Below are 22741 nucleotides of genomic sequence, written 5' to 3' on the forward strand. Positions count from 1 at the left end.
CCGGAGCTGACGAGGGGGCGGCACGCCTCAGTCTTGCGCAGCGGCCGAAACGAACAGCGCGTGCTTGGTCATGATCCGGGCGAAGCGGTCCGACGCCAGATGCCCGGCCAGCCAGGCTTGCAGATTCGGCCAGGGCTGGGCGTCAAACCAATCCCGATCGGTATTGGCGAATTGACGGATGAACGGGAAGATCGCGATATCGGCCAGACACGCCACGTCCCCCAAAAGCTGAGACGATGTGCTCAACCGCGCTTCCAGTGCATCGATAATCCGGGCTGCAGCGGCGCGATGGTTTTCAGAGATCGCGCCCTCATAGCGATTGGCGTATTTGTAGCGATCAAGGTGATGCTTGAAGTCGCCGTCATTGCGCGCGATCAGGGCCTGGATGTCTGATCGCCGAGCGGCGTCGTCCGGCCACCAGCGTTCGGGGTCGTTTTGCGCCAGAGCCCAGTGCATCACATCAAGGCTTTCCTCGATCACCTGGCCGTCCGGCAGCACGACCACCGGCACTGTGCCCTTGGGTGAAGCCTCAAGCATTTCTGCAGGCTTGTCCTTGAGCAGGATTTCGCGGTGCTCGACCTCGATCTTCGCGGCGTCCAGCGCCATCCGCCCGCGCATGGCGTAGGGGCAGCGCCGGAAGGAGTACAGAACGGGGTGTCTCTCAGTCATCGCGGGCGTCAGTCTCCAGCACGGCGCCCACATGGCGTTCGCCCCGCGCGGCGGCGCGCGCTTCCTGGCGCTGGCGCTCGGCATAGCGCTGGCGCTGTGCCTCGCTGCGGGCTTCATGGCAATGCGGGCAACTGACGCCGGCGATGAAGTGCGGGGATTTGAGATCTTCCGGCCCCAGCGGTTCGCGGCAAGCATGGCAGGTGGTGTAATCACCCAGCTCGAGCCCGTGGCGCACGGCGACCCGGCGGTCAAAGACGAAGCAATCGCCCTCCCACAGGCTCTCTTCCTCGGGCACGGTCTCGAGATAATTCAAGATGCCGCCCTTGAGGTGATAGACCTCGTCGAGCCCTTCTGTCAGGGCGAAGGCGGTGGATTTCTCACAGCGAATGCCGCCCGTGCAATACATGGCGATCCGGGCGTTGGGCCGGGTCTCGCGGAATTTCCGAAACCAGTCGGGAAACTCGCGAAAACTCGTGGTTTCAGGGTTCACCGCGCCCTTGAACTGGCCGATGCGCACTTCGTAATCATTGCGCGTATCAATAGTGACCACGTCCGGCGCTGAAATCAGATCGTTCCAATCTTCGGGCGCCACATAAGATCCGACGGCTTTCTGAGGGTCCACGCCCGGCACGCCCAGCGTCACGATTTCCTTTTTCAGCCGCACCTTCATCCGCAGGAAAGGCTGCTCGTCGGCAAAGGAGTCCTTGTGTTCGATATCCGCGCAGCCGGGCAGGGAGCGGATTACGTTCAGAACAGCCCCGATGGATTGAGGTGATCCGGCGATGGTGCCGTTGATCCCCTCGCTGGCGATCAGCAAGGTGCCGTAGACATCGTGCTCACGGCAGACGGTCAGAAGCCGGTCCTGCAGCGCCTTGTCGGCGACAAGCGGCGTGAATTTATAAAGTGCGGCGACGCGAAACTGGGTCATGACGCCCTTATGCCAAAACCGGCGCGCCAAAAACACCATCAGATCGCAGGCCGGGACGCGGTGAAACGCCCCGGCCCCCCAGGTCTAGTCCAGCCCCAGTCGTGCCCCGCTATCGCAATGGAAACATCCATCCGCCCCGATCGGACTGCCCGGCGGGATGTCGGTGTTGGGGATGGACAGGGTGCGACCCTCGTCAATCGCCTGAAGCCCGGCCTCGATCTGCGCGCGCAAGGCGACAGCCTGAGCATCGCTGACGCGCGTGCGGCGTCCGGAGAGCTCTGCCCGCAGATCCAGCAGCGCGGGTCGCGCCAGACGCGCTGCGCTGGGCGTCGAGCCGCCGGCCACGGTCAGAAGCTGACTGACATATTCGTCCTGCAGCGCGGCGCGCAGCGGGGCCAGACGCGCCGGCTCGTCACGCGGCGCGTCAAAGACGGCGCTGTCGATCCGGGCCAGAACCGTTTCAGGGTTTAACGCGTCGGGGTTGCGGGCGGCCTGTTCGTCCAGACGCGCCAGACGCGCCGGGGCCAGCATGGCGGCCAAGGTGATCCGGCCCGCCGCGGCCGCTGCATTGGCGCGGCTGAAGGCAGGATACTGATCGGTCTCAAATTGTTCGCGCTGGGCGATGGCGTCGTAATCGGTGAAGGGCGACGGGGTGAGCAGCCTGAGCGTCTCATCGGAAATGTCGAGGCTTGAAGGCTCCAGCGTTTGCAAAAGCGCCGCCAGCGCCCGCCGCTGCTGGCCCGGGTCGTAATCGGTGACGCCTGACACATTCGGGCCATTGAGCTCATAAGCGAACAAAACCCCGCCCAGCGCCTTGGCGGCGGCCTCCACCTGATAGCGGTGATAGAGATAGATGGGCGGGAAGACATTACGGATCTCGCTCAAGGGCAGGCCTTGCGCAAGCACGTCTGTCCCAAAGCGCGAGAGCGCCGCTGCGCGCACATCCAGCGTGTCGTTCAGCGCCTCCACCGGGTCTGAGCCATTATCCCACAGATTGGCCAGCGGATGTCCGGCGTTATTGCCCCGCGCATGCCGGTCGGAAATGTAGAGAAGACCGTCTTCACGCGCTTGCTGCAGGATCGCTTCCAGCCCGGCGGCTTCCGCGTTGGCGTCAGGATACTGGCTGTAAAGCCAGGCGATCGAGGCGATGTCCCATTCCCCAATCCCCACATCATACGCCTCAGACGCGTCAAAGCCCGTCGTGTCGTCAAAGCGGATCAACGGCGCGGGGTAATCCATCACCGAGGCGCGGTCATTGGTGCTGGCGGCGAAATTGTGCATCAGCCCCAAAGTATGCCCAATCTCGTGGGCGGAGAGCTGACGCACGCGCGCCAGCGCCAGCTCCAGCGGATCGTCCGCCGCGCCGGTGCCGGTCTGCCCCACGCCCATCAGGCCCTCAAAGATCAGCCGGTCATGGCGCACGCGCTGGCTGCCCAGGATCACATGTCCTTTCAGAATTTCGCCGGTGCGCGGATCGACAACGGATGCGCCATAGGACCAGCCGCGGGTCTGGCGATGCACCCATTGAATGACATTATAGCGCGCATCCAGCGGATGCACGCCTACGGGCAAAAGCTCAACGCGATAGGCGTCTTCAAAGCCGGCGGCTTCAAAGGCTTCGGCCCACCAGTTGCCGCCCTCGATCAGGGCTTGCTGGATCAGCTCGGGCGCGCCGCGATCCACATAATAGACGATCGGTTCGACCACAGGACCGGACGCGGCGTTCGGATCAATCCGCTCCAGCCGGTGACGGCGGGCATAGCCGCGCTGCAAGGGCTGATCGAGCGGTGTCGCCATGTCATAGCGCGTCAGCTCAAAGGCGCCGCTGCGCGGATCCGACGCGCGTGTCTGATAACCGTCTTCGGGCAGCGCAATGAAGGAGTGATGCACGGTCAGGGTCACCGCGTCTGCATAGGGCGCGGTGGCGCGCACTTCCGCGCCGGGATCGCTTGCTGAGAGGGTCAGAAGCGTGTCGATCTCGATGTTTTCAGGAAAGCTCAGCACGCTGTCAGCCAAGGGCGCGCTGCGGTCTGCGTCTACGGAAAACGACCCTTGGCTTGCGCGCTTGAGCGCCCCGACTGCGTCGATCGGATCGCGGGTGAGAAAACCGGACAGATCGATCAACACCTCGCCATCCGTGCTTTCAGACAGGATGTCGGTGCGCCAGATGACCGAGCGGGCGAAGGATTGCGCCGTTGCGGCGCGTTCATCCGCGCCCGCGCCCAGGGCGGCGTAGCGGGTGTTCTCAAACTCGGCGAAGACCGCATCACCCACCCGGGTGAAGCGCAGGATCCAGGTGTCGGTCCCCAGGCCCCGGTCAAGCCCCACCGGGTTTGATCCCAGCCCCGAGGTCAGGCGCGCTGTGTAAATCATCCGCCCCAGCACACCGTCGTCAGACGGGGAGAGCGCGGCGAGCACCCGGCCCTGGGCGGGGTCGGGATAGAGCGTGATCAGCCCGTCCTGACGGCTCAGTCCTTCGACGGTTTCGGTAAAGCTCGCTTCGTCCTGCGCCAACGCTTGTGCGCCAGACATGAACAGGCACAGCGCGATAGCGCCGGTGATCACTCGCAACATGGTCAGTCTCCCCTTGGCGCGTTTCGCGCTCATGAGGGAAAGCTAGTCAGACCGGACGGATTTGAACAGGGGCGGACAGCAAACGGGCGGCCGCGTTGCGACCGCCCGTTCGTGTCCGGTAAGGGCAGGGGGAGACCCTTACGCTGCAAGGGAAGGGGACGCCCTTAAAGCTCGGACGCTGCGGTGTGCTCGATCTCGGTCCAGTTGGTTTCTGCGCGCGCCAGCGTGCCCGCTTCGTCATTGAGGAAGTTGCGCAGGATTTCCTCGTTCACGAAGACATAGAGCTGACCGTCGCGTACGGCGGAAAACCGCGGATCGCCGTCGAGCTTCTTGCCCAGGGCCACGCCCAGCGTGCAAAAGCCGCCATAGGCCGGAATGTACTGGTCTGGATTGCGGCGGAAGGTGCGCAGATTGGCGCGCGTGTTGAAGTAATAGGCGACGCCTTCGTGAACGTGCGCGAACTCGGCGCTGCCATCAAGGCGAATGCCTGTCTCGATCAGCGCCACCGGGTCTGAGCCGTGTAGGCCCAGCGGCGCGCCGGCCAGAGTGTAACCGGACGTGACGTTATTTTCGTCTTCGGCCAGGGCGATCGGGGCGGTGGTCGCGACCAGCGCAATGCCGATCAGAGCGGTGGAAATCAGGGTTTTCATGGTCTCTCTCCGAGTGGGCGCGCTGGAGGTCAGCGAGCAGAATGGAAGGCGCAGCGCCTTCGGTCAGCTCAGGTAAAAGAGACAAATCCGAACCCGGTTTGTAGACGCAATTCCCCCTAATGGCTTTTACGGTCGGGGAACTCCCCTATGGGGCAAGCTGGAGGGCGGGATGCGACACTATCCTGCGCGCACGGGTCTTGAGACGGCCCACAAGGGTTGAGCTGGTCATAACGGCGTTATAATCAGGGAAAGACGCAAGAAGGGCCCCTCCAGACTCAAACAATGTCTGATGCGAAAACAAAGATCATGCAGGCGGCGTCAAAGCTGTTTTTGCAATCGGGCTCTAAGGCGTTGAGCGTGCGCGCGATTGCGCGGGAAGCCGGGGTCTCGACCATCGGGATTTACAGTCATTTCGATGGCAAGCAGGGCATTCTGGATGCGCTGTATATCGAAGGGTTTGAACAGGTCGAAGCCACAACCATCCTGCCAGACAAGGCGATGGAGCGCGACGCGGCGATTGAGACCGTGGTGCGCCAGTATCTGCGCAGCGTGCAGGCCCATGAAGCCCATTACCGGCTGATCTTTGGCGAGCAAGCACCGGACTTCACCCCCTCAGACGCGGCGCGTCAGGCGGCGGGGCGCGCCTTTGCGAGCTTGTTAAAGGTGGCGACGGAGTTCCTGCCCGATCATACGCCGCCCCAAACGCGCGACGCCGCGCTACAGATCTGGGCGCTGATCCATGGTTTTGTCAGCCTTCGCCATCATGTAGCGACGCTCAAACACGATGACGAGGCGTGGGAGGACCAGGTGGTCCGCGCCGTGATCGTGCACATCAAGGCGCTGGACGACCCGGGGTCCTGATCCTTTCATCCGTCAAACGGGAAACTCGTTACCGCGCCATCCGCAGCGGAATGGACGAGTTTGGCGTATTTGGCGTAGGCGCCATGGCGGTATTTGGGTGCAGGCGGGGTGAAGCCCTTGGCCATGCGCGCTTTGAGATCGGCTTTCACGTCGATGCGGCGGTTTTCGACGTCGATCGCAATGACATCGCCGGTTTCAATAAAGGCGATCGGCCCGCCATGAGCGGCTTCCGGCGCCACATGGCCCACCATGAAGCCATAGGTCGCGCCCGAAAAGCGGCCATCTGTGATCAAGGCGACATCATCACCCAGCCCTGCGCCCTGAATGGCGGCGGTCACCGCCAGCATTTCACGCATGCCCGGTCCGCCTGCAGGGCCTTCATTGCGGATGACGACGATGTCGCCTTTCTCAATCCCGCCCGCGTTTACGGCCGCAAAGCAGTCTTCCTCGCAGTCATAGACCTTGGCGGGGCCTTCAAAGAATAACCGGTCATGCCCGGCGAGCTTGGCCACACAGCCATCCGGCGCCAGATCGCCATAGAGCACGCCAAAGCCGCCGCGTGATTTGAGCGGCTTGTCTGTGGACAGGATCACGTCCTGGCCGGGGGTTTCTGTGGCGAGCCCGGCTTCTTCAAACAGGGATTTGCCGGTGACGGTGGGCGCATCCTCTATGAGCTTTGCGGCCTGCAAGCGTTGCAGCAACAGGCGCGCGCCGCCCGCGGCCGCCATATCCGGCGCCATATAACGGCCGCCGGGCTTGAGGTCGGCGATCACAGGGGTTTGACGGCTGACCGCGTCAAACACGTCGATATCGAACTGGTCTTTGCTGATCCCGGCCTCACGCGCGATGGCCAGCAAATGCAAAACCGCATTGGTCGACCCGGCGGTTGCGGTGACGGCGGCGGCGGCGTTTTTCAGGCTCGTCGGCGTGATGATATCTCGCGGGCGGCGATTGGCGTTCAGCGCGTCCACAATCGCTTCCCCCGCTTTGCGCGCGGCGCCAGGTTTGTCGGGATGAACGGCGGGGATGTCATTAAGCCCCATGGGCGATAGTCCCAGCGCGGTCAGCGCCAGCGCCATGGTGTTGGCGGTGAACTGGCCCCCGCACGCGCCCGCGCCGGGGCAGGCGGCTTTTTCCACGTCTATCAGTTCGTCTTCGCTGATCTTGCCCGCGGCGCAGGCGCCGACAGCTTCGAACACATCCTGAATGGTCACCGCTTTGTCGTGCAGCTTTCCGGGCATGATCGAACCGCCATAGAGCACGACGCTGGGCAAATTCATCCGGGCCGCCGCCATGGCTGCGCCGGGCAGGGTCTTGTCACAGCCGACCAGAAACAGGACCGCATCCAGAGAATGGCCGCGCACCGCCAACTCGGCGGAATCGGCTACGCAATCGCGGCTCATCAGGCTGGCGCGCATGCCTTCCGTGCCCATGGAGATGCCGTCAGTCACAACGATGGTGTTGAAATCCACCGCTGTGCCGCCCGCCGCTTCAATACCGGCGCGCGCATGATCGGCGAGGCCCTGAAGGTGCATGTTGCACGGGGTGACGCTGGTCCAGGTGTTGACGATGGCGATCATGGGCTTGGCCATACGCTCATCATCATAGCCGGCGGCGCGCAACATGGCGCGCGCCGGGGCGCGGGCGGGCCCCTTGATCAATGTATGCGAGGGGCGGGTCTTGTCGGTCATGTCCAATCAGGCCGTTTCGTTCTGGGCGTTCAGATGATGGCGTAAAGCGTCGAGGTCCGCGCCGCAGGGCTCGGACTGCGTGGAGCGGTTCAGCACCTCGGCCAGGGCTTCAGAGGGGTCAAGGGTTTGACCGATCAGCGGCTCGACCACATCGGCGAACTTGTAAGGGTGGGCGGTGGCGGCGATCACCCAGGGGCGCGCATGCAGGTCAAACTCGCGCATGCGCGACAAGGCCTCGGCGGCGGTGGCGGAATGCGGACACCACACATAGCCCGAGCGTTCATAATCGGCCTTGATCCGAGCCCGGATGGCCCGGTCCTCCACCAGCTCTACCGAGAGGCGCGCCGCGTCATCGGGTAGCGCGTTCAGGCGCTCGAAATTGCTGGGCGCGCCTACATCCATGGCGTTCGCAAGGGTGGCGATGGAGGCGCGCGGCTCATACCGGCCGGAGATCGCCCAGTCCGCCAGGGTCCTGTTGGCGTTTGTGGCCAGAACAATCGGTCCCCAGGGCGCGCCCATATGGCGGGCCCAGATCGCCGCGACCCCATGACCGAGATTGCCCGTGGGGATGATCAGGCCGGGTTTGACGCCGTTCTTTTCATAGGCTTGCCGCGCGGCCCAGGCCATGTAGGCCGCCTGGGGCAAGAGCCGGGCGATATTGATGGAATTGGCGCTGGTGAGGTTGTGGCGTGCGCTCAGGTCCCGGTCCGCGAAGGCGGCCTTGACCATGCGTTGGCAGGCGTCGAAATCACCATCCACTTCCAGCGCCGTCACAGGAGCCTTCCAGCAAGTGAGCTGGCGTTCCTGAAACGCCGATATGCGGCCTTTGGCATAGAGGATCACCGCGCGCACGCCTTGGCGGCCCTCCGCGGCGCAGCCCACCGCACCGCCGGTATCGCCAGAGGTGGCGGCAAGCACGGTGAAGGGGGCGTTTGGGTCGCCCAGCGTGTCCAGACAGCGCATCAGAAAGCGCGCGCCGACATCCTTGAACGCGCCGGTGGGACCATGAAACAGCTCCAGCGCGAACACGCCCGGTCGCCCCGGATGCGGGTTCACCAAGGGCACGTCAAAATCATAGGTCTCATCGACCAGTTCAGGTAAAGCGCTTTCCAGCTGATCGCCTTTGAAGAAAGGCTCAAAAAGGGTCAGGGCCGTCTCTTTGAGGCTGGTTTGCGCCGTTAATCCGCTGAGTTGTGCTTGAGGAAACTCATCTGGGATGAACAGGCCGCCATCGCCCGCCAACCCCACACGGATCGCGTCTGAGATGGAGCTGGCGCTGGCGCCGTTTCGCGTAGAGATCAGGCGCATGCTTCTGGCTCCTCGACAGATTCAAGACGCACGCCGGCGCTCTCTAGCGGCGCACGATAGACGCGCGTTCCGCGGCCAGCGGTTTTGAAAGCATCCGCCATCGCTTGCTCAACGGCGTCGGCGTCGTCATCGCTCGCCCAGGCGAAGATTGAAGGCCCGGAGCCCGAGAACGAGCATCCCAGAGCGTTCGCCCCGAGGGCGGCGGCTTTGACGTCGCGCATCTCGGGCAACAGAAAAGCGCGCTGCGGCTCGATCAGAATGTCATCAAGCCCTGCGCGAATAAGATCGAGGTCGGACACAGCGCAGCCCAGCGTAAACGCGCTCAGGCGACGCGCATGCTCGACCGCCGTGTTCAGCGGAGTTTCGGGCTTGAGCACGTCCCGTGCGGCCTGGGTTTCAGTCTTGGCGTCGGGATGAAACAGAATGGCGGTGACGCCTTTGGGAACGGGCATGGGTTTGACCAGGGCGGGATCGAGCTGCGCGGCGATCACCAGTCCGCCCAGAAGCGAGGCCATGACATTGTCCCAGGGGGGCGGATCGGCGCTGGCGCGTTCCCCTTCCAGGGCGAAAGCCAGCAAGTCCGGCGTGGCAAAAGGTTTGTCCAGCAAGGCGTTGACGGCGGCGGCGGCGGCCACTGCGCTGGCGGCTGATCCGCCCATGCCGGCGCTGATCGGGACGCCCTTGATCACGTCCAGACGCACGCCGAAGGGCGCGTTCACGGCTCGCAACACGGCCTGAGCGGCGCGCAGGGCGGTGTTGCGCATCGGGGTGTCGGGCAGCTGCGTCATCAGGCCGGAAACCTGGCCCAGACGCACGCCTGGCATCTCCTCTTTGTGAGCGACGACCTCATCTCGGACAGCGTCGAACGCTTGTCCCAGGACATCAAATCCAACCCCGACATTACCAATGCTGGCCGGGGCGCTGGCGCGCGCGAATGCAGTCATGAGAGATACGCGTCCTTTCCGTCAGGCGCTGCGCAACGCATCGTCCGCCCGAAGGGGGGAGCGAACGGACGATGCGTGCGCATGGGCGGCGCCATCACACGCCCAAGCCCGTCGGATGTCCATCATGTCGCCGAAAACAGCTGCAGCGGTCGGCCAGCGTCCTGCGCCTTTGCCCTGCAAGGCGCAAACCTCCCCATTGGCCAGGGTGAGCAGAAACCGGTTCTCTTCATTGCGGGCGCCGGCGAGCGGGTGGTTTTGCGGAACGGCGCGGACCTGAACTTCCGCATCCACAACCCCGCCCGCGCCCAGCTTGCACTGACCGATCTGTTTGTAGATCTGGCCCTTGGCGAGCGCCTCTTGGGCCTGCTCGGCGGAGACCTCGCTCAGCGATTGCTTGGCGATTTTTTCAGGCGGCAAATCCGCGCCGAACGCTTCGCGGATCAAAATGGACAGCTTGTCCGCTGCGTCATGACCATCCACATCAGCGCTGGGATCGGCTTCGGCGAACCCCATGCGCTGGGCGGCGGCGACCGCCTCCTGAAAGGCGACGCCCTGACCAAGCTGGTCAAGGATGAAATTGCCGGTGCCGTTCATCACGCCTTCCACCGCGACCACGCCATGCTGCTTGAGGTCGGACAAGCGCTCGAGCACGACAACGCCGCCGCCGACGGAGGCCGAGAACTTCAGCTGCGATCCGCCTTTCCGGGCGGCGTCATGCAGGGCGTCGTAATGCTTGGCGACAGCGGCCTTGTTGGCGGTGACCACATGCTGACCGTTGCGCAGAGGCGGCAGCATCAGTTCAGCGGGGCCGTCAGCGCCGCCCGTCATTTCGACCACCAGATCGGGCTCACCCGCGAGCGCGGCATGAGGGTCTGAGGTGAAGATCGCGCGGCGGTCATCCGCGCGTGAGCCCGCATTGCGCACCAGCACCGGGTTCAACTCGAAAAGCTCAGGATGGCTGAGCACATGGTCGAGCACGCCCGAGCCCACCGCACCGCACCCCAGAAGGGCCACTTTCATCGGCCCGCGATGGCGCGGACGACCGATGACGGAAGGGCCCGAGGCGATGCGGGTGGCTTCGCTGGCGCCCATGGCGGCGACTTCCACAACCAGATCAGCAGCTTTGGCCGCTTCGATGGCTTTGGGTTGGATCAGGCCGCGACTGGCGTCCATCGCCTGATCATAATCAAGCGCGTCATAGCGCTGGGCATGCGGGTCCTTGGCCGGATCATCGGTGTAGACGCCGTCCACATCCTTGATCAGCCGCACCCGGTTTGCGCCTGCTTTCACAGCGAAAAATACCGCCGTCAGATCCGTCCCGCCTCGGCCCAGCGTTGCGGCGCCATGCTCTGCATGACAGGCCGTAAAGCCGGGAAGAACAACCGCGTCAGCCTCCTCAAGCGCGGCGGCCATGGCGTCCTTGTCGAGCTCGCTGAGATTGGAATCCATGGGATCGCCCTCCGCCATCAGCCCGATTTCGTGCGGGTCGAGCACCTTGGCGCGCAGGCCCAGCCGCGACAGCGCCAGCCCCATGAGCGCGGCGGACCGGAATTCGCCCAGTCGCGCCAGTCGCGCGGTGATGTGGGGGAAGGCGTCCCCGCCATTGGCGTCGGCCTGGGCCAGCAGGGTGTCGGTCTCCCCTTTGAGCGCCGAGACGATCACGATGGTTTTCTCCCCCGCCCGGACATGACGGTAGATTTCTGCGCCGGCTGCGGCGTAGTCGGCTTCCGAAGTCAACACGGAGCCGCCGAATTTGAGGACGCACAGGCCTTTGGAGGCTGAGGAGGCGTTAAGCTGGGGATCCATCGGATCAGTCCTTTTTCAGTCGTGGGTCGCGAGCGGCTGGTTTGAGGCAAGAAAAAACCCGCTCGCCGGTTTCGGGGAGCGGGTTGGTCTGGGGTTGAATATTTCGCGTGTGTCGCGCTCAGCCCGTACCGTCCCGCCCTCGAGTCAGGGTGGTGGTAATGGTGGTAATGGTGGTGGTTGTGAGCGCGGTGGAGGTGACGCACGTGCACTGGATCGCGGCGGACGCCACGGTCATTCCGGCTTCGTACTGGACCTGCGAGAGGCGGGTCATGATCATCTCCTGAACGTGCTGCATTTGCGCAGCATCGGCTGTACCGTGGCCGGGTTTTCCACACGCCGTCAACCGGGGCTCTGTGGCTTAAAAACCACAAATCTTGTCCGGCATTGGAAAAATTGCCCCGTAAATAGCTGATTAAATGCAGAAAATATTTTTTCTGAGTTGTTCGGACATTTTGGTGTTGCGCGTTGCAGCATTTCCGACTTAGGGTTTTTACACAGTCTGGCGAGACGAGAGCAGTCGCATCGCCGGACATTGATTGCGCGCCGTTTCCGCCGACAAACCGGGCGGGCGGCATCAGTATGAAACCGGGAGACAGCGCCATGCGCGACGCCAAGACCCAGACCCTGACCCAGGACGCCCAGCGTATCGCTGCGCTGACCGGCTCGGTCGTACTTGTTGTCGTCGTAGTCCTTATTACCACCCACGGTGGAGCGGCGGCGCCTGTCTGACGGAGATCAAATCCCAGACCCAAGCAAACCCCCGCTCCACACCGGAGCGGGGGTTTTTCTTTGCCTCAATCCCAAACGCCAAAACCGAGCCCGCCTCAAACGCCACGGAAAGACTGAAAACCCATGACCCGCATCTACACCGACGACGACGCCAATTCAGACGCTTTGAAGCCTGGCTTCATCGCCATTATCGGCTATGGCAGCCAGGGCCGCGCCCATGCCCGGAACCTGCGCGATTCAGGTCAGCAGGTGATTGTCGGCGCGCGCCCTGGCGGTCAGGCCGAGGCCAAGGCCAAGGATGACGGGTTTGAGGTGTTCACCCCCGCCGAAGCGGCCAAGAAAGCCAGTTTCGTGGCGCTCCTCACCCCCGATATGAGCCATAAAGACGTGTATGAGTGTGATATCGCCGCGCAGCTGTCGCCCGGCGATACGCTGATGGTGGCGCACGGCTTTTCGATCCATTACGGCCAGATCCGTCCACGCACGGATATCGACGTGGTGCTGGTTGCGCCCAAAGGTCCGGGTGATCTGGTGCGCCGGGAGTTTGAGATCGGTCGCGGCGTGCCTTCACTGTTCGCGATCCATCAGGACGCATCAGGCCAGGCGCGCGACAAGGCGCTGGCCTATTGCAAGAGCAATGGCGGCACCGCCGGCGGCGCGATCGAGACCACCTTGGCCGAGGAGACCGAAACCGATCTGTTTGGCGAGCAGGCGGTGTTGTGCGGCGGCGCGTCCGAACTGGTCGCGGCCGGGTACCAAACCCTGGTGGATGCCGGCTATCAGCCTGAAATTGCCTACTTTGAGTGCCTGCACGAGCTCAAGCTGATCGTCGACCTGATGTATGAGGGCGGCATTTCGCGCATGCATGATTTCATCTCCGAGACCGCCAAATACGGCGATCTGGTCTCCGGCCCCCGCGTCATCAATGACGAGACCAAGGCGCGGATGCGCGAGGTGCTGACCGACATCCAGACGGGCAAGTTCGCCCGTGACTGGATCGTGGAGAACCAGGCCGGAAAGCCGCAATACGACGCCTTGCTGCGCGCCGATCTGGAGCAGGACATCGAAAAAACCGGCGCCCGTTTGCGCGCCCGCATGGCCTGGCTGCAACCCGGCGCCAATGCTGGCCAAGCCTAGCGCGGATCGCAGGAGCACGCCCATGACCGCCCAGCCTCAAACCACGCCCGCCTCCAATCTGCACCGCACCGGCGCCCATCTGGTCGTCGAGGCGTTGCGCGCGGAAGGCGTCACCAAGGTGTTCGGCTATCCCGGCGGGGCGATCATGCCTGTTTATGACGCCTTGCCGGGCTCGGGTCTGGAGCATGTTCTGGTGCGTCATGAGCAAGCGGCGGCGCTGGCGGCGGACGCCTATGCCCGGGTATCGGGCGAGGTGGGCGTGTGCTTGGCCACGTCAGGCCCCGGCGCGACAAATCTGGTGACCGGGATCGCCAATGCGTTTCTGGATTCGGTGCCCATGGTGGCGATCACTGGCCAGGTGGCGACGCCTCTGATGGGCACAGACGCGTTTCAGGAGATCGATGTTTTCGGCGTCACCCTGCCCATCGTCAAACACTCCTTTTTGGTACGGGATGCAGCTGACATCCCAAAGATCTTCGCCGAGGCTTTCGAGCTGGCGAAGCGCGGGCGGCCCGGACCGGTTCTGATTGACTTGCCAAAAGACGTTACACAGGCGTCTGCGGCGTTCCCCTCGGTGGATCAGACGGTTCGGGCGCCCGCCAGAGGCGCGCCTTCAGAGCCAGCAACAATCGCACAGGCGGAGGCCCTGATCGCCCAGGCTGAGCGACCTTTGCTGTACATTGGCGGCGGCGTGACCCTGGCCAAGGCGGAAGACGCGCTGCGGCGCTTTTTCGCGCGGACCGATATACCGGCGGTGGCGACCCTGAAAGGCCTGGGCGCCTTGCCCACTGACACGCCGGGCTTTCTGGGCATGCTGGGCATGCACGGTACGAAAGCGGCCAATCTGGCGGTGAATGAAAGCGATCTGCTGATCTGTATCGGCGCCCGGTTTGATGACCGCGCGACGGGCAAGCTCGACACATTCGCGCCTCACGCCCGGATCGTACATTTTGACGTCGATCCGTCTGAAATCTCCAAACTGCGTGATGCGGATGTGGGACTGACCGGTGACCTGGCCGAAACGCTGGACCGGATAGAGCCCGGTGTTCTGAGCATTGCGCCCTGGCGGCGACGCTGCGCGGACGCCGCCGAGCGCTGGGCCATGCGCTATGACGCGCCGGGATCGGGCATTTATGCGCCCAAGCTATTGAAAGACATCTCAGAACGGGCGGGCGACAAGGCCATTATCACTTGCGATGTGGGCCAGCACCAGATGTGGGTGGCGCAGCATTGCCGGTTCTCACGGCCGCAAGCGCATCTGACGAGCGCGGGACTGGGCACGATGGGCTATGGCCTGCCTGCAGGCATCGGCGCTTTGATGGCGGAACCCGACGCCACGGTGATCACCGTGTCGGGGGATGGCTCGATCATGATGAATATTCACGAGCTGGCGACCCTGCGCCGCTACCGCCTGCCGCTGAAAATCGTGCTGCTGGACAATTCCCAGCTGGGCATGGTCCGGCAATGGCAAGAGCTGTTTTACGACGAAAATTTCTCCGAGGTGGATCTCTTTGACAATCCCGATTTCGCCGCTGTGGCGCGCGCTTTCGGGGTCGAAGCCTTCACCCTCGACCGCCGCGAGGATGCGCCCGCCGCCATTGATCGGTTGCTGGGCACGAACGGGCCGATCTTGTGCCATGTGCGCATCGACCCGCGAGAGAATGTCTGGCCGCTGGTGCCGCCGGGCAAATCCAATGCTGACATGATGGAGGCCTGATCCATGACAGACCGGATCGAGATCGAATTCCGCCCCAGTGAAGGCGCGATCCTGCGTCTGATCGGGCTTGTCGAGCGTCGCGGGTTTGAAGTCCGCGGCGTCGATCTGCCCCAGATGCCGAACGTTGGCGAGGCGCGCATGGATTTGACCGTCCAGCCGCGTGACCCCGGTCGGCGCATGGGCACGCTGTGTGCGCAAATCGCCAAGATCTACGGCGTCAGCGCCGTCCGCACCGCATCAATGACGCCGGCGTTCGAGGCCGTGTCATGATCCGGTCGATCACCATTTTTGACACCACGTTGAGAGATGGCGAACAGGCGCCGGGCTTTTCCATGTCCGAAACGGGCAAGCTGAGCGTCGCCCGCGCCCTGCAAGCCTTGAAAGTAGACGTGATCGAAGCGGGCTTCGCCGCAGCAAGCCCGGGCGATTTCAAAGCGGTTGAGCGGATCGGCCAGGAGATTGAAGGCCCGGCCATTTGCTCGCTGGCGCGCACCACGCCGGGTGATATCGATGCGGCGGCGCGGGCGCTGAAGGACGCGCCGAACAAACGCTTGCACATCTTTCTGGGGACCAGCCCACTGCATCGCGAGTTCAAGCTCAACATGACGCCGGACGAGGTGCTGACCCGCATCAAGGATATGGTCGAGCTGGCGCGGACACATTTTGACGATGTGGAGTTTTCCGCCGAAGACGCGATCCGAACCGAGCGGGGCTTTCTGGTCGAGGCGCTGTCCATCGCCGCTGAGGCCGGAGCGAAGACACTGAATGTTCCCGACACGGTCGGCTATTCGACGCCGGACGAGATCTATCAGCTGTTCAAACACCTGACGGAGAAAGTCTTTAAGGCGAATGAGGTGATCTTCTCTGCGCATTGCCATGACGATCTGGGCATGGCGGTCGCCAATTCGCTGGCGGCGGTGCGCGGCGGCGCGCGTCAGATCGAGTGCACGGTGAACGGCATTGGCGAGCGGGCGGGCAATTGCGCGCTGGAGGACGCCGTCATGGCGATCCGCACCCGCCGGGATGTCTTTAACCTGACCACACATGTCGACAGCCGCCAGATCATGGCGGCCAGCCGGGCCCTGAGCAAAGCCACCAACACCCATCCGCCGCGCAACAAGGCCATCGTCGGAGCGAACGCCTTCGCTCATGAATCCGGCATTCACCAGCATGGCGTTCTGAAAAACCGTGAAACCTACGAGATCATGAAACCTGAAGATGTGGGGCTCAGCTCCAACCAGATCGTGCTGGGAAAGCATTCTGGCAAACACGCCCTGGCCGCCCGCGCCCAGGAGCTTGGATGGAGCCTGGAAGGGGAAGACCTGCAAGCCGCCTTCGACGCCTTCAAGGCGTTGGCGGACGAGATCGGGCTGGTGGATTCCGGCCAATTGTCTGCGTTGCTGGAGCGGCTCGAAAGCGGGACGCAAGGAGAGGCTGAATTGTGGACTTTGAAACGGATCGACATCCGCTCGCCCCTGTCGCCCAAGGATCATCCGGTGGCCCGGATTGAAATGGACCATGGCCGCCGGGGTCAGGTGACCGACATCGCCAGCGCGCCGGGCGCTCTGGACGCGGCCTATCGCGCGGTCAGTCAGATCATGGAGACACCCGCGCGGGTCGAAGACATCGAGATGCAGTATGTGGCCGCCGACGCCCACGACGCCGGTGAAGACGGGCAGGGCGCGGATGTGCTGGTCGATCTCAAGGCCAATGTGGAGGGCGAGGTGTTTTCCGGCCGCGCCCGCGCCCGCGACATCATTCCCGCCTGCGTCTCCGCCTATATCGACGCGCTCAACAATGCCTGCGCTGTGCGTCGCCGACGCAACGCCAAAGCTCACGCCGCCTGAAGGACTGAAAAATCATGTCGATCCAACAAGTTGATCATATCTGGCGCAATGGCGCACTTATTCCTTGGGCGGACGCTCAGGTGCATGTCCTCTCGCACGCCCTGCATTACGGCACCTCGTTTTTCGAGGGCATCCGCAGCTATGACACGCCGTCCGGCCCTGTGGTGTTTCGCCTGACCGACCATGTGAAGCGTCTGGTGGATTCCGCCCGGATCTATTCCGTTGATCTGCCCTATAGCCCGGCCGAGCTGGCCGAAGCCTGCAAACAGGTGCTGCGCGCCAACAATCTGGGCTCGGCCTATCTGCGACCGATCAGCTTTGTCGGCTATGGATCCATCGGGGTCGTGCCCGCCAAGGACACGCCGATCGACACCTATATCGCGGCCTTTCCCTGGGGCGCGTATCTGGGTGAGGAGGCCCGCACCAAGGGTGTGGATGTCTGCGTGTCGAGCTGGAACCGGATGGCGCCGAATACGGCGCCGACGGCGGCCAAGGCCGGCGGCAATTATCTGTCGAGCTATCTGATCAGCCGTGAAGCCAAATCGCGCGGCTATGCCGAAGGGATCGGGCTCGATGTGGATGGGCGCCTGTCGGAAGGCGCGGGCGAGAACCTGTTTCTGGTCAAGGACGGCAAGCTGATGACGCCGCCCGCCAGCTCCTCGATCCTGCAAGGGATCACCCGCGACAGCGTCATTCGTCTGGCCAAACGTGAAGGGCTGGACGTGGTTGAGCAGGCCCTGCCGCGCGAGATGCTGTATCTGTGCGACGAGGCGTTCTTCACCGGCACGGCTGCTGAAGTCACTCCCATCCGTTCAATCGATGACAAGACCACCCGCGCCGCGGGCGCGGGACCGATCACGCGTCTCATCATGGAGCGCTTTTTCGGATTGTTTGAAGGCCGCACCCAGGATGACTGGGGCTGGCTGGAGCCTGTTCACGCTCACGCTGAGGAGACTGGTCATGAAAACGCCGTCGCCGTCTGACACCTCCCCCAAAACCCTGTTTGAAAAGGTCTGGGAGACCCACCAGATCCAGGCTGAAACCGATGCGGCGCCCGCGCTCGTTTATATCGATCTGCACCTCATTCACGAAGTGACGAGCCCGCAAGCTTTCACGGCGCTCGAACAACGCGGCCTGACGGTGCGTCGTCCCGACCGGGTGTTCGGCACGCTGGACCATTCCACGCCCACAACGCCGCGCACGCCGGGCTCCAAGCCGATCTACATCAATGCTGCGGCGAAAAAACAGGTGGAGACGCTTGAGGATAATTGTCGTCGTCATGGCATCCGCCTGGCAGGCTGGGACAGCCCGGACCGGGGCATCGTCCATGTGATCGGGCCGGAGCTGGGGCTGACCCAGCCGGGCATGACCATTGTCTGCGGCGACAGCCATACCTCGACCCATGGCGCATTTGGCGCACTGGCGTTCGGCATCGGCACCACTGAAGTGGGCCATGTGCTGGCGACCCAATCCCTGTTGCAATCGAAACCCAAGACCATGCGCGTGACAGTGGATGGCCGTTTGCCCCATGGCGTGGGCGGCAAGGATCTGATCCTCGCCATCATCGCCGAGCTGGGCGCGGGCGGCGCGTCGGGTCATGTGATCGAGTATGCCGGAGACGCGATTGAAGCGCTGTCGATGGAAGAGCGGATGACGGTCTGCAACATGTCCATTGAAGCGGGCGCGCGGGCCGGGATGATCGCGCCGGACGCCACGACTTTCGCCTGGCTGGAGGGGCGTCAACACACCCCCAAGGGCGCGGCCTTTGAGGCGGCGAAGCAGCGCTGGGCGAAGCTCAAATCCGACCCGGGCGCGCAATTTGACGCTGAAGTGCGTCTGGATGGGTCGAAACTTGCGCCCATGGTCACCTGGGGCGACAGCCCGGACATGGCCGCGCCGATTGACGCGTCCGTGCCCCGTGCGCCCGAAGGTCCCGCTGCGGACGCCCTGAATTATATGGGCTTCAAGGCCGGCGAAGCGCTGATGGGCGAGACGATTGACGCGGTTTTCATCGGCTCGTGCACCAATGCGCGTTTGACGGATCTGCGTGAGGCGGCGGCGGTCATCGCCGGCCGTCATGTGAAACCGGGCGTGCGCATGCTGGTCGTACCGGGGTCCGAAGCCGTGAAACGCCAAGCGGAGGCTGAAGGGCTCGACGCCATTTTCCGCACCGCAGGCGCAGACTGGCGCGAGCCGGGCTGTTCCATGTGCATCGCCATGAATGGCGATAGCGGGCTGGCGGGCGAGCGCATCGTCTCGACGTCCAATCGCAACTTCGCCGGCCGTCAGGGCCGCGGCGTGCGCACCGTGCTGGCGAGCCCGGCCACCGCCGCCGCCTCGGCCATCGCCGGCGCCATCGCCGATCCGCGCCGTATCCTGGAGGCGTCTCATGCTCAATGACCCCATCACCACCATCACCTCGCGGAGTTTCGTGATCAAGGACGCCAATATCGACACCGACCAGATCATTCCGGCGCGGTTTCTGACCACCACCGAGCGCGGGGCGCTGGGCGAGGCGTGTTTTCATGACTGGCGCTTCACCCCGGACGGCGCCCCGACGGCGCATCCGCTCAACCAGGTGAACCGCGAAGAGCAAGGCATTCTGATTGCGGGCGACAATTTCGGCTGCGGCTCTTCGCGCGAACACGCGCCCTGGGCGCTTCGTGATTTCGGCGTTCAAGCCGTGATTACCTCGCGCGCGGCGGATATCTTCAAGTCCAATGCGCTCAAGAACGGCCTTGTGGTGTGCGAGATTGACGAGGCGGCCCATGCCGCCTTGCTCGACCGCGAAGACCTTGAACTGACCGTGGACGTGGTCAATCAGACCATCACGGCGGGCAATATCACCGCCAGCTTCAAGCTCGATCCCTTCGCGCGCACCTGTCTGATTGAGGGCGTGGACCCTTTAGGCTTCATCCTCAACCAGTCTGACGCGATCGCACGTTTTGAGCAGGAGCGCGCGGCATGAGCCAAGCCATCTTGATCCTGCCCGGTGACGGCATCGGCCCGGAAGTTGCGGCGGCGGCGAAGGCGTGTTTGCAAGCAATCGCTGAGCTGGAAGGCCTGGCGCTCACCTTCCCCGAAGCGCCGTTTGGCGGGGCGGGGATTGATGCGTGTGGCGAGCCCTTGCCCCAAGACACGCTGAAGGCGGCGCAGTCTGCGGACGCGATCTTCCTCGGGGCTGTGGGCGGGCCGAAATGGGACCATGCGCCCAAACGCCCTGAGCAGGGATTACTGGGGTTGCGCAAGGCGCTGGGCCTGTTTGCGAATTTGCGTCCGGTCAAGGTCTTTAAAGGACTGGAGCATCTTTCCCCGCTCAAAGAAGAGCGCGTTGCAGGCGCGGACCTCCTGATCGTCCGTGAGCTGACGGGCGGGCTGTATTTCGGCGACAAGCGCGAAGGCGATGATGAGGCGTTTGACGGGTGTTCGTATTCACGCGCAGAAGTCAGTCGTATCGCCGAGATCGGATTCAAGGCAGCGCAAGGCCGTAAAGGCAAGCTTACGAGCGTCGACAAGGCCAATGTGCTCGCCACCTCGCGGCTCTGGCGCAAGACGGTGAAAGATTTGTCGGGGGATTATCCCGATGTGGCTGTAGACCATCTGTATGTGGACGCGGCGGCCATGGCGCTGGTGACCCAGCCGGCGCGTTTTGACGTCATCGTCACCGAAAACCTGTTCGGCGATATTCTTTCTGATGAAGCGGCCGTCGTGGCGGGCTCCATCGGGCTTTTGGGGTCGGCCAGCCTGGGCGCATCCGGGCCGGGATTGTTTGAACCCATTCATGGCAGCGCCCCGGATATCGCCGGGCAGGACAAGGCCAATCCGTCCGGCGCCATCGCCAGCGCGGCCATGCTGCTGCGTTACGGCCTGAACCAGCCCAATGCAGCCGACCGCTTGGAGGCGGCGCTGGAAGCCGCGCTAGTGCACGAGCCTCGCACGGCGGATCTGGGCGGGACGGCGAGCGGATCTGCCTTTGCAGACTCCGTCCTCAGCCGTATTGAGCACGCCAGGGTGGTGGAGCCCGCATAGGACGCTGAGTTCTCAGTCAGTGTTGCTTTTGCTGACTTTCTTCTTGATGAAGTCCCAATACCGGATCGGGAAGACCCGCTCCATGATCGCCATCGTGTGGGCGTCGCGGCCCACCAGCACGCGCGGGCGGCGGCGCTCGACGCCGCGCAAGATGATCTCGGCGGCTTCGGGCGGCGGCATGACCAGGCCTTCCTTGGCCATCTTCTTCATGGCGGCCAGTTCGGCGTCGGTGATGTCGGCGGGTTTTTTCGCATCGTCCGCGATCTGGGTGTTGACCCCGCCGGGATGAACCGTGGTCACTCCGATAGAGGTGCCGTCCAGCTCGTGCATCAACGCGTTCGAGAAACCACGGACGGCGAACTTCGCGGCGGAATAGGCGGTCTGACCCGCCGGGGCGATGATGCCGAAGATCGACGAGATATTGACCAGCTGCGCGGCGTCCGCCTGCTTCATCAGGGGCAGGAAGGCGCGGGTCATGCGCACGACACCGTAAAAATTGATGTTCATCAGCCATTCAAAATCATCGTCGGTGACCCGATCAAACGTTCCGCCCAACGCCACGCCGGCATTGTTAAAGAGGGCGTTCACGGCGCCATGCTCGGTCTCGACCGCTTTGGCGAAGGTGGTGATCTGGTCCTTGTCGGCCACATCCACCTTATGAGTGGTCACCTTGATTTCATTGCTTTTCAAAGCGTCGGCGACGGTGTTCAGGCGCTCTTCATTAATATCGGCGAGCGCCAGGTTCGCACCGCGTGCCGCCAAAGCTGCGGCCAGAGCGGCCCCAATGCCGCTGCCGGCGCCGGTGATGACCGCCGTGCGGCCTTTGAAATCGAGCGGTTGGGTCATGCTCTCCCCTTTGGGTTTTTTGCCGGATGAAATGTGAACGCTGTTCACTCCGGATTTTGACGCAGAGTTTCAGAGTTTATCGCCGCTGTCCATTCTGCCGGGCCGGAGGTGCGGCGCTGAGTCTGACTTGTCAGGGAAATCAAATGCGATCACAGTTGAAATACACACAATTAAATTAGGGAGGAGTACGCATGGTTACGCTGGAAAAAGTCCGCCGCGATGCGCCGTGGGCCTGGATCAAGGGCGCGATTGACGACATGACCGCCGCCCCCTTCCTGTCCATCGGATACGGCGTGGTGTTCACCGTGATCGGTCTTCTGATTACGGTCGGACTCTGGTCTCTGGGCCAGGGCGCGGTCATCCCGGTGATGATGGGCGGTTTTGCGCTGGTGGCGCCCGCTTCGGCCATCGGGATTTACCGGATCAGCCAGATGCGTGATCAGGGCAAGACGCCGGGCCTGTGGGATTTCTGGTCGATCCCCAAGGGGCGTTTCACTCAACTCGCTTTGCTCAGCGTTCTGATGCTGGTCTTCTTCCTGACCTGGGCGCGGTTGGCGCAGATGATGTTCGCGCTCTTCACCCATGAGGCTGATTTCCGCCTCGACAGCTTCCTGCCTTTCCTGTTCACCGATGTTCAGGGCGTCATGCTGATGGTGATTGGCACCCTGGTTGGCGCAGCGCTGGCGCTGGTGGCGTTCACGGTCTCCGCGCTCTCCTTCCCCATGATGATGGATCAGGATGTGGACGCGGTCACGGCCGTCGTCGCCTCGATCAAGGCGGTGATAGAGCAGCCCCATGTGATGCTGGTCTGGGCGTGGATCATCGCCTTTGCGACGGGGGCGGGCCTCGCCTTGTTCGGCATTGGCATCGCCATCACCTTCCCGCTGATCGCTCACGCCAGCTGGCGCGCCTATAAGGACTTCAATCCGCGACCCGCGCCGAGCGCCAAGGAAGTGGAAGCGCGACTGGCGGAGAAAAACCAGGCCTGATCGCAAAAGATGAGAC

General features: G+C 63.4%; 21 protein-coding genes. 11 read left to right on the forward strand and 10 right to left on the reverse strand.

What is annotated here, in order from left to right; all coding sequences use genetic code 11:
• Window positions 1-27: 27 nt before the first annotated feature.
• From ACP154_RS06555 to ACP154_RS06570, 4 genes are all read right to left on the reverse strand, one after another.
• The gene (locus ACP154_RS06555) at window positions 28-669 is read right to left on the reverse strand and encodes a glutathione S-transferase (RefSeq protein ID WP_421860675.1); all 642 of its coding nucleotides are present in this window, start codon (window positions 667-669) and stop codon (window positions 28-30) included.
• On the reverse strand, window positions 662-1597 hold the full coding sequence (locus tag ACP154_RS06560; protein WP_421860672.1) for a rhodanese-related sulfurtransferase: 936 nt from the start codon (window positions 1595-1597) through the stop codon (window positions 662-664). The genes ACP154_RS06555 and ACP154_RS06560 overlap by 8 nt, the downstream gene beginning before the upstream one ends.
• Window positions 1598-1681: 84 nt before the next feature.
• On the reverse strand, window positions 1682-4171 hold the full coding sequence (locus ACP154_RS06565) for a zinc-dependent metalloprotease (protein ID WP_421860669.1): 2490 nt from the start codon (window positions 4169-4171) through the stop codon (window positions 1682-1684).
• Window positions 4172-4335: 164 nt separating this feature from the next.
• Window positions 4336-4821: a YHS domain-containing (seleno)protein gene (locus tag ACP154_RS06570; protein ID WP_107712217.1), complete on the reverse strand. Its 486-nt coding sequence runs from the start codon at window positions 4819-4821 to the stop codon at window positions 4336-4338.
• Window positions 4822-5103: 282 nt separating this feature from the next.
• Here ACP154_RS06570 and ACP154_RS06575 point away from each other — a divergent pair, with 282 nt between their 5' ends.
• Window positions 5104-5682 carry a WHG domain-containing protein gene (locus tag ACP154_RS06575; RefSeq protein WP_107712218.1) on the forward strand — a complete coding sequence of 193 codons (579 nt, stop codon included), beginning with the start codon at window positions 5104-5106 and terminating at the stop codon, window positions 5680-5682.
• Window positions 5683-5687: 5 nt separating this feature from the next.
• Here ACP154_RS06575 and ilvD read toward each other — a convergent pair whose 3' ends face one another.
• From ilvD to ACP154_RS06600, 5 genes are all read right to left on the reverse strand, one after another.
• Window positions 5688-7373 carry a dihydroxy-acid dehydratase gene (ilvD, locus tag ACP154_RS06580; protein WP_421860666.1) on the reverse strand — a complete coding sequence of 562 codons (1686 nt, stop codon included), beginning with the start codon at window positions 7371-7373 and terminating at the stop codon, window positions 5688-5690.
• A 6-nt stretch (window positions 7374-7379) separates the two neighbouring features.
• Entirely contained in the window at window positions 7380-8681 is a 1302-nt protein-coding gene (thrC, locus tag ACP154_RS06585; RefSeq protein WP_421860664.1) for a threonine synthase, read from the reverse strand.
• On the reverse strand, window positions 8672-9625 hold the full coding sequence (locus ACP154_RS06590; RefSeq protein WP_421860662.1) for a homoserine kinase: 954 nt from the start codon (window positions 9623-9625) through the stop codon (window positions 8672-8674). The genes thrC and ACP154_RS06590 overlap by 10 nt, the downstream gene beginning before the upstream one ends.
• A gap of 21 nt (window positions 9626-9646) precedes the next feature.
• Window positions 9647-11431, reverse strand: coding sequence for a homoserine dehydrogenase (locus ACP154_RS06595; protein ID WP_421860660.1), 1785 nt, complete (start codon window positions 11429-11431; stop codon window positions 9647-9649).
• A 118-nt stretch (window positions 11432-11549) separates the two neighbouring features.
• Window positions 11550-11702 (reverse strand): hypothetical protein, encoded by a 153-nt coding sequence (locus tag ACP154_RS06600; protein WP_421860657.1) that lies wholly within the window; start codon window positions 11700-11702, stop codon window positions 11550-11552.
• 329 nt (window positions 11703-12031) lie between these two features.
• Between ACP154_RS06600 and ACP154_RS06605 the strand changes: the two genes are divergently transcribed.
• From ACP154_RS06605 to leuB, 9 genes are all read left to right on the forward strand, one after another.
• Complete coding sequence (locus tag ACP154_RS06605; RefSeq protein ID WP_421860653.1) at window positions 12032-12160, forward strand: hypothetical protein; 129 nt, start codon at window positions 12032-12034, stop codon at window positions 12158-12160.
• A gap of 123 nt (window positions 12161-12283) precedes the next feature.
• Entirely contained in the window at window positions 12284-13297 is a 1014-nt protein-coding gene (gene ilvC / locus ACP154_RS06610; protein ID WP_107712222.1) for a ketol-acid reductoisomerase, read from the forward strand.
• A 22-nt stretch (window positions 13298-13319) separates the two neighbouring features.
• Window positions 13320-15014, forward strand: a complete 1695-nt coding sequence (gene ilvG, locus ACP154_RS06615; protein WP_421860650.1) for an acetolactate synthase 2 catalytic subunit — start codon at window positions 13320-13322, stop codon at window positions 15012-15014.
• A gap of 3 nt (window positions 15015-15017) precedes the next feature.
• Complete coding sequence (locus ACP154_RS06620) at window positions 15018-15284, forward strand: ACT domain-containing protein (RefSeq protein WP_421860647.1); 267 nt, start codon at window positions 15018-15020, stop codon at window positions 15282-15284.
• Window positions 15281-16861, forward strand: coding sequence for a 2-isopropylmalate synthase (locus ACP154_RS06625; RefSeq protein ID WP_421860645.1), 1581 nt, complete (start codon window positions 15281-15283; stop codon window positions 16859-16861). Before ACP154_RS06620 ends, ACP154_RS06625 begins: the two co-directional genes overlap by 4 nt.
• A gap of 14 nt (window positions 16862-16875) precedes the next feature.
• A complete protein-coding gene (locus tag ACP154_RS06630; RefSeq protein WP_421860643.1) occupies window positions 16876-17844 on the forward strand; it encodes a branched-chain amino acid transaminase in 969 nt (322 codons plus the stop codon).
• Window positions 17822-19261, forward strand: coding sequence for a 3-isopropylmalate dehydratase large subunit (gene leuC, locus ACP154_RS06635; RefSeq protein WP_421860641.1), 1440 nt, complete (start codon window positions 17822-17824; stop codon window positions 19259-19261). The genes ACP154_RS06630 and leuC overlap by 23 nt, the downstream gene beginning before the upstream one ends.
• Window positions 19251-19829 carry a 3-isopropylmalate dehydratase small subunit gene (gene leuD, locus ACP154_RS06640; RefSeq protein ID WP_421860639.1) on the forward strand — a complete coding sequence of 193 codons (579 nt, stop codon included), beginning with the start codon at window positions 19251-19253 and terminating at the stop codon, window positions 19827-19829. The genes leuC and leuD overlap by 11 nt, the downstream gene beginning before the upstream one ends.
• The gene (gene leuB / locus ACP154_RS06645) at window positions 19826-20890 is read left to right on the forward strand and encodes a 3-isopropylmalate dehydrogenase (RefSeq protein WP_421860635.1); all 1065 of its coding nucleotides are present in this window, start codon (window positions 19826-19828) and stop codon (window positions 20888-20890) included. The genes leuD and leuB overlap by 4 nt, the downstream gene beginning before the upstream one ends.
• A 12-nt stretch (window positions 20891-20902) precedes the next feature.
• Here the strand turns inward: leuB and ACP154_RS06650 are convergent, their stop codons facing one another.
• Complete coding sequence (locus ACP154_RS06650) at window positions 20903-21736, reverse strand: SDR family NAD(P)-dependent oxidoreductase (protein ID WP_421860632.1); 834 nt, start codon at window positions 21734-21736, stop codon at window positions 20903-20905.
• Between the two features lie 191 nt (window positions 21737-21927).
• Here ACP154_RS06650 and ACP154_RS06655 point away from each other — a divergent pair, with 191 nt between their 5' ends.
• Window positions 21928-22725, forward strand: a complete 798-nt coding sequence (locus ACP154_RS06655; protein WP_421860630.1) for a DUF2189 domain-containing protein — start codon at window positions 21928-21930, stop codon at window positions 22723-22725.
• Window positions 22726-22741 lie beyond the last annotated feature (16 nt).

The organism is Oceanicaulis sp., from assembly GCF_965249665.1.
In the GTDB taxonomy this organism is placed as follows: Bacteria; Pseudomonadota; Alphaproteobacteria; order Caulobacterales; family Maricaulaceae; genus Oceanicaulis.

Coding starts and splice junctions, on each gene's coding strand:
- ACP154_RS06620 (WP_421860647.1), top strand. CDS start 15,018: ATGACAGACCGGATCGAGATCGAATTCCGCCCCAGTGAAGGCGCGATC.
- ACP154_RS06595 (WP_421860660.1), bottom strand. CDS start 11,431: ATGGATCCCCAGCTTAACGCCTCCTCAGCCTCCAAAGGCCTGTGCGTC.
- leuC (WP_421860641.1), top strand. CDS start 17,822: ATGAAAACGCCGTCGCCGTCTGACACCTCCCCCAAAACCCTGTTTGAA.
- ACP154_RS06560 (WP_421860672.1), bottom strand. CDS start 1,597: ATGACCCAGTTTCGCGTCGCCGCACTTTATAAATTCACGCCGCTTGTC.
- ACP154_RS06655 (WP_421860630.1), top strand. CDS start 21,928: ATGGTTACGCTGGAAAAAGTCCGCCGCGATGCGCCGTGGGCCTGGATC.
- ilvG (WP_421860650.1), top strand. CDS start 13,320: ATGACCGCCCAGCCTCAAACCACGCCCGCCTCCAATCTGCACCGCACC.
- ACP154_RS06625 (WP_421860645.1), top strand. CDS start 15,281: ATGATCCGGTCGATCACCATTTTTGACACCACGTTGAGAGATGGCGAA.
- ACP154_RS06590 (WP_421860662.1), bottom strand. CDS start 9,625: ATGACTGCATTCGCGCGCGCCAGCGCCCCGGCCAGCATTGGTAATGTC.
- ilvD (WP_421860666.1), bottom strand. CDS start 7,373: ATGACCGACAAGACCCGCCCCTCGCATACATTGATCAAGGGGCCCGCC.
- ACP154_RS06565 (WP_421860669.1), bottom strand. CDS start 4,171: ATGTTGCGAGTGATCACCGGCGCTATCGCGCTGTGCCTGTTCATGTCT.
- ACP154_RS06605 (WP_421860653.1), top strand. CDS start 12,032: ATGCGCGACGCCAAGACCCAGACCCTGACCCAGGACGCCCAGCGTATC.
- ilvC (WP_107712222.1), top strand. CDS start 12,284: ATGACCCGCATCTACACCGACGACGACGCCAATTCAGACGCTTTGAAG.
- ACP154_RS06570 (WP_107712217.1), bottom strand. CDS start 4,821: ATGAAAACCCTGATTTCCACCGCTCTGATCGGCATTGCGCTGGTCGCG.
- thrC (WP_421860664.1), bottom strand. CDS start 8,681: ATGCGCCTGATCTCTACGCGAAACGGCGCCAGCGCCAGCTCCATCTCA.
- ACP154_RS06600 (WP_421860657.1), bottom strand. CDS start 11,702: ATGACCCGCCTCTCGCAGGTCCAGTACGAAGCCGGAATGACCGTGGCG.
- ACP154_RS06650 (WP_421860632.1), bottom strand. CDS start 21,736: ATGACCCAACCGCTCGATTTCAAAGGCCGCACGGCGGTCATCACCGGC.
- leuD (WP_421860639.1), top strand. CDS start 19,251: ATGCTCAATGACCCCATCACCACCATCACCTCGCGGAGTTTCGTGATC.
- ACP154_RS06555 (WP_421860675.1), bottom strand. CDS start 669: ATGACTGAGAGACACCCCGTTCTGTACTCCTTCCGGCGCTGCCCCTAC.
- leuB (WP_421860635.1), top strand. CDS start 19,826: ATGAGCCAAGCCATCTTGATCCTGCCCGGTGACGGCATCGGCCCGGAA.
- ACP154_RS06630 (WP_421860643.1), top strand. CDS start 16,876: ATGTCGATCCAACAAGTTGATCATATCTGGCGCAATGGCGCACTTATT.
- ACP154_RS06575 (WP_107712218.1), top strand. CDS start 5,104: ATGTCTGATGCGAAAACAAAGATCATGCAGGCGGCGTCAAAGCTGTTT.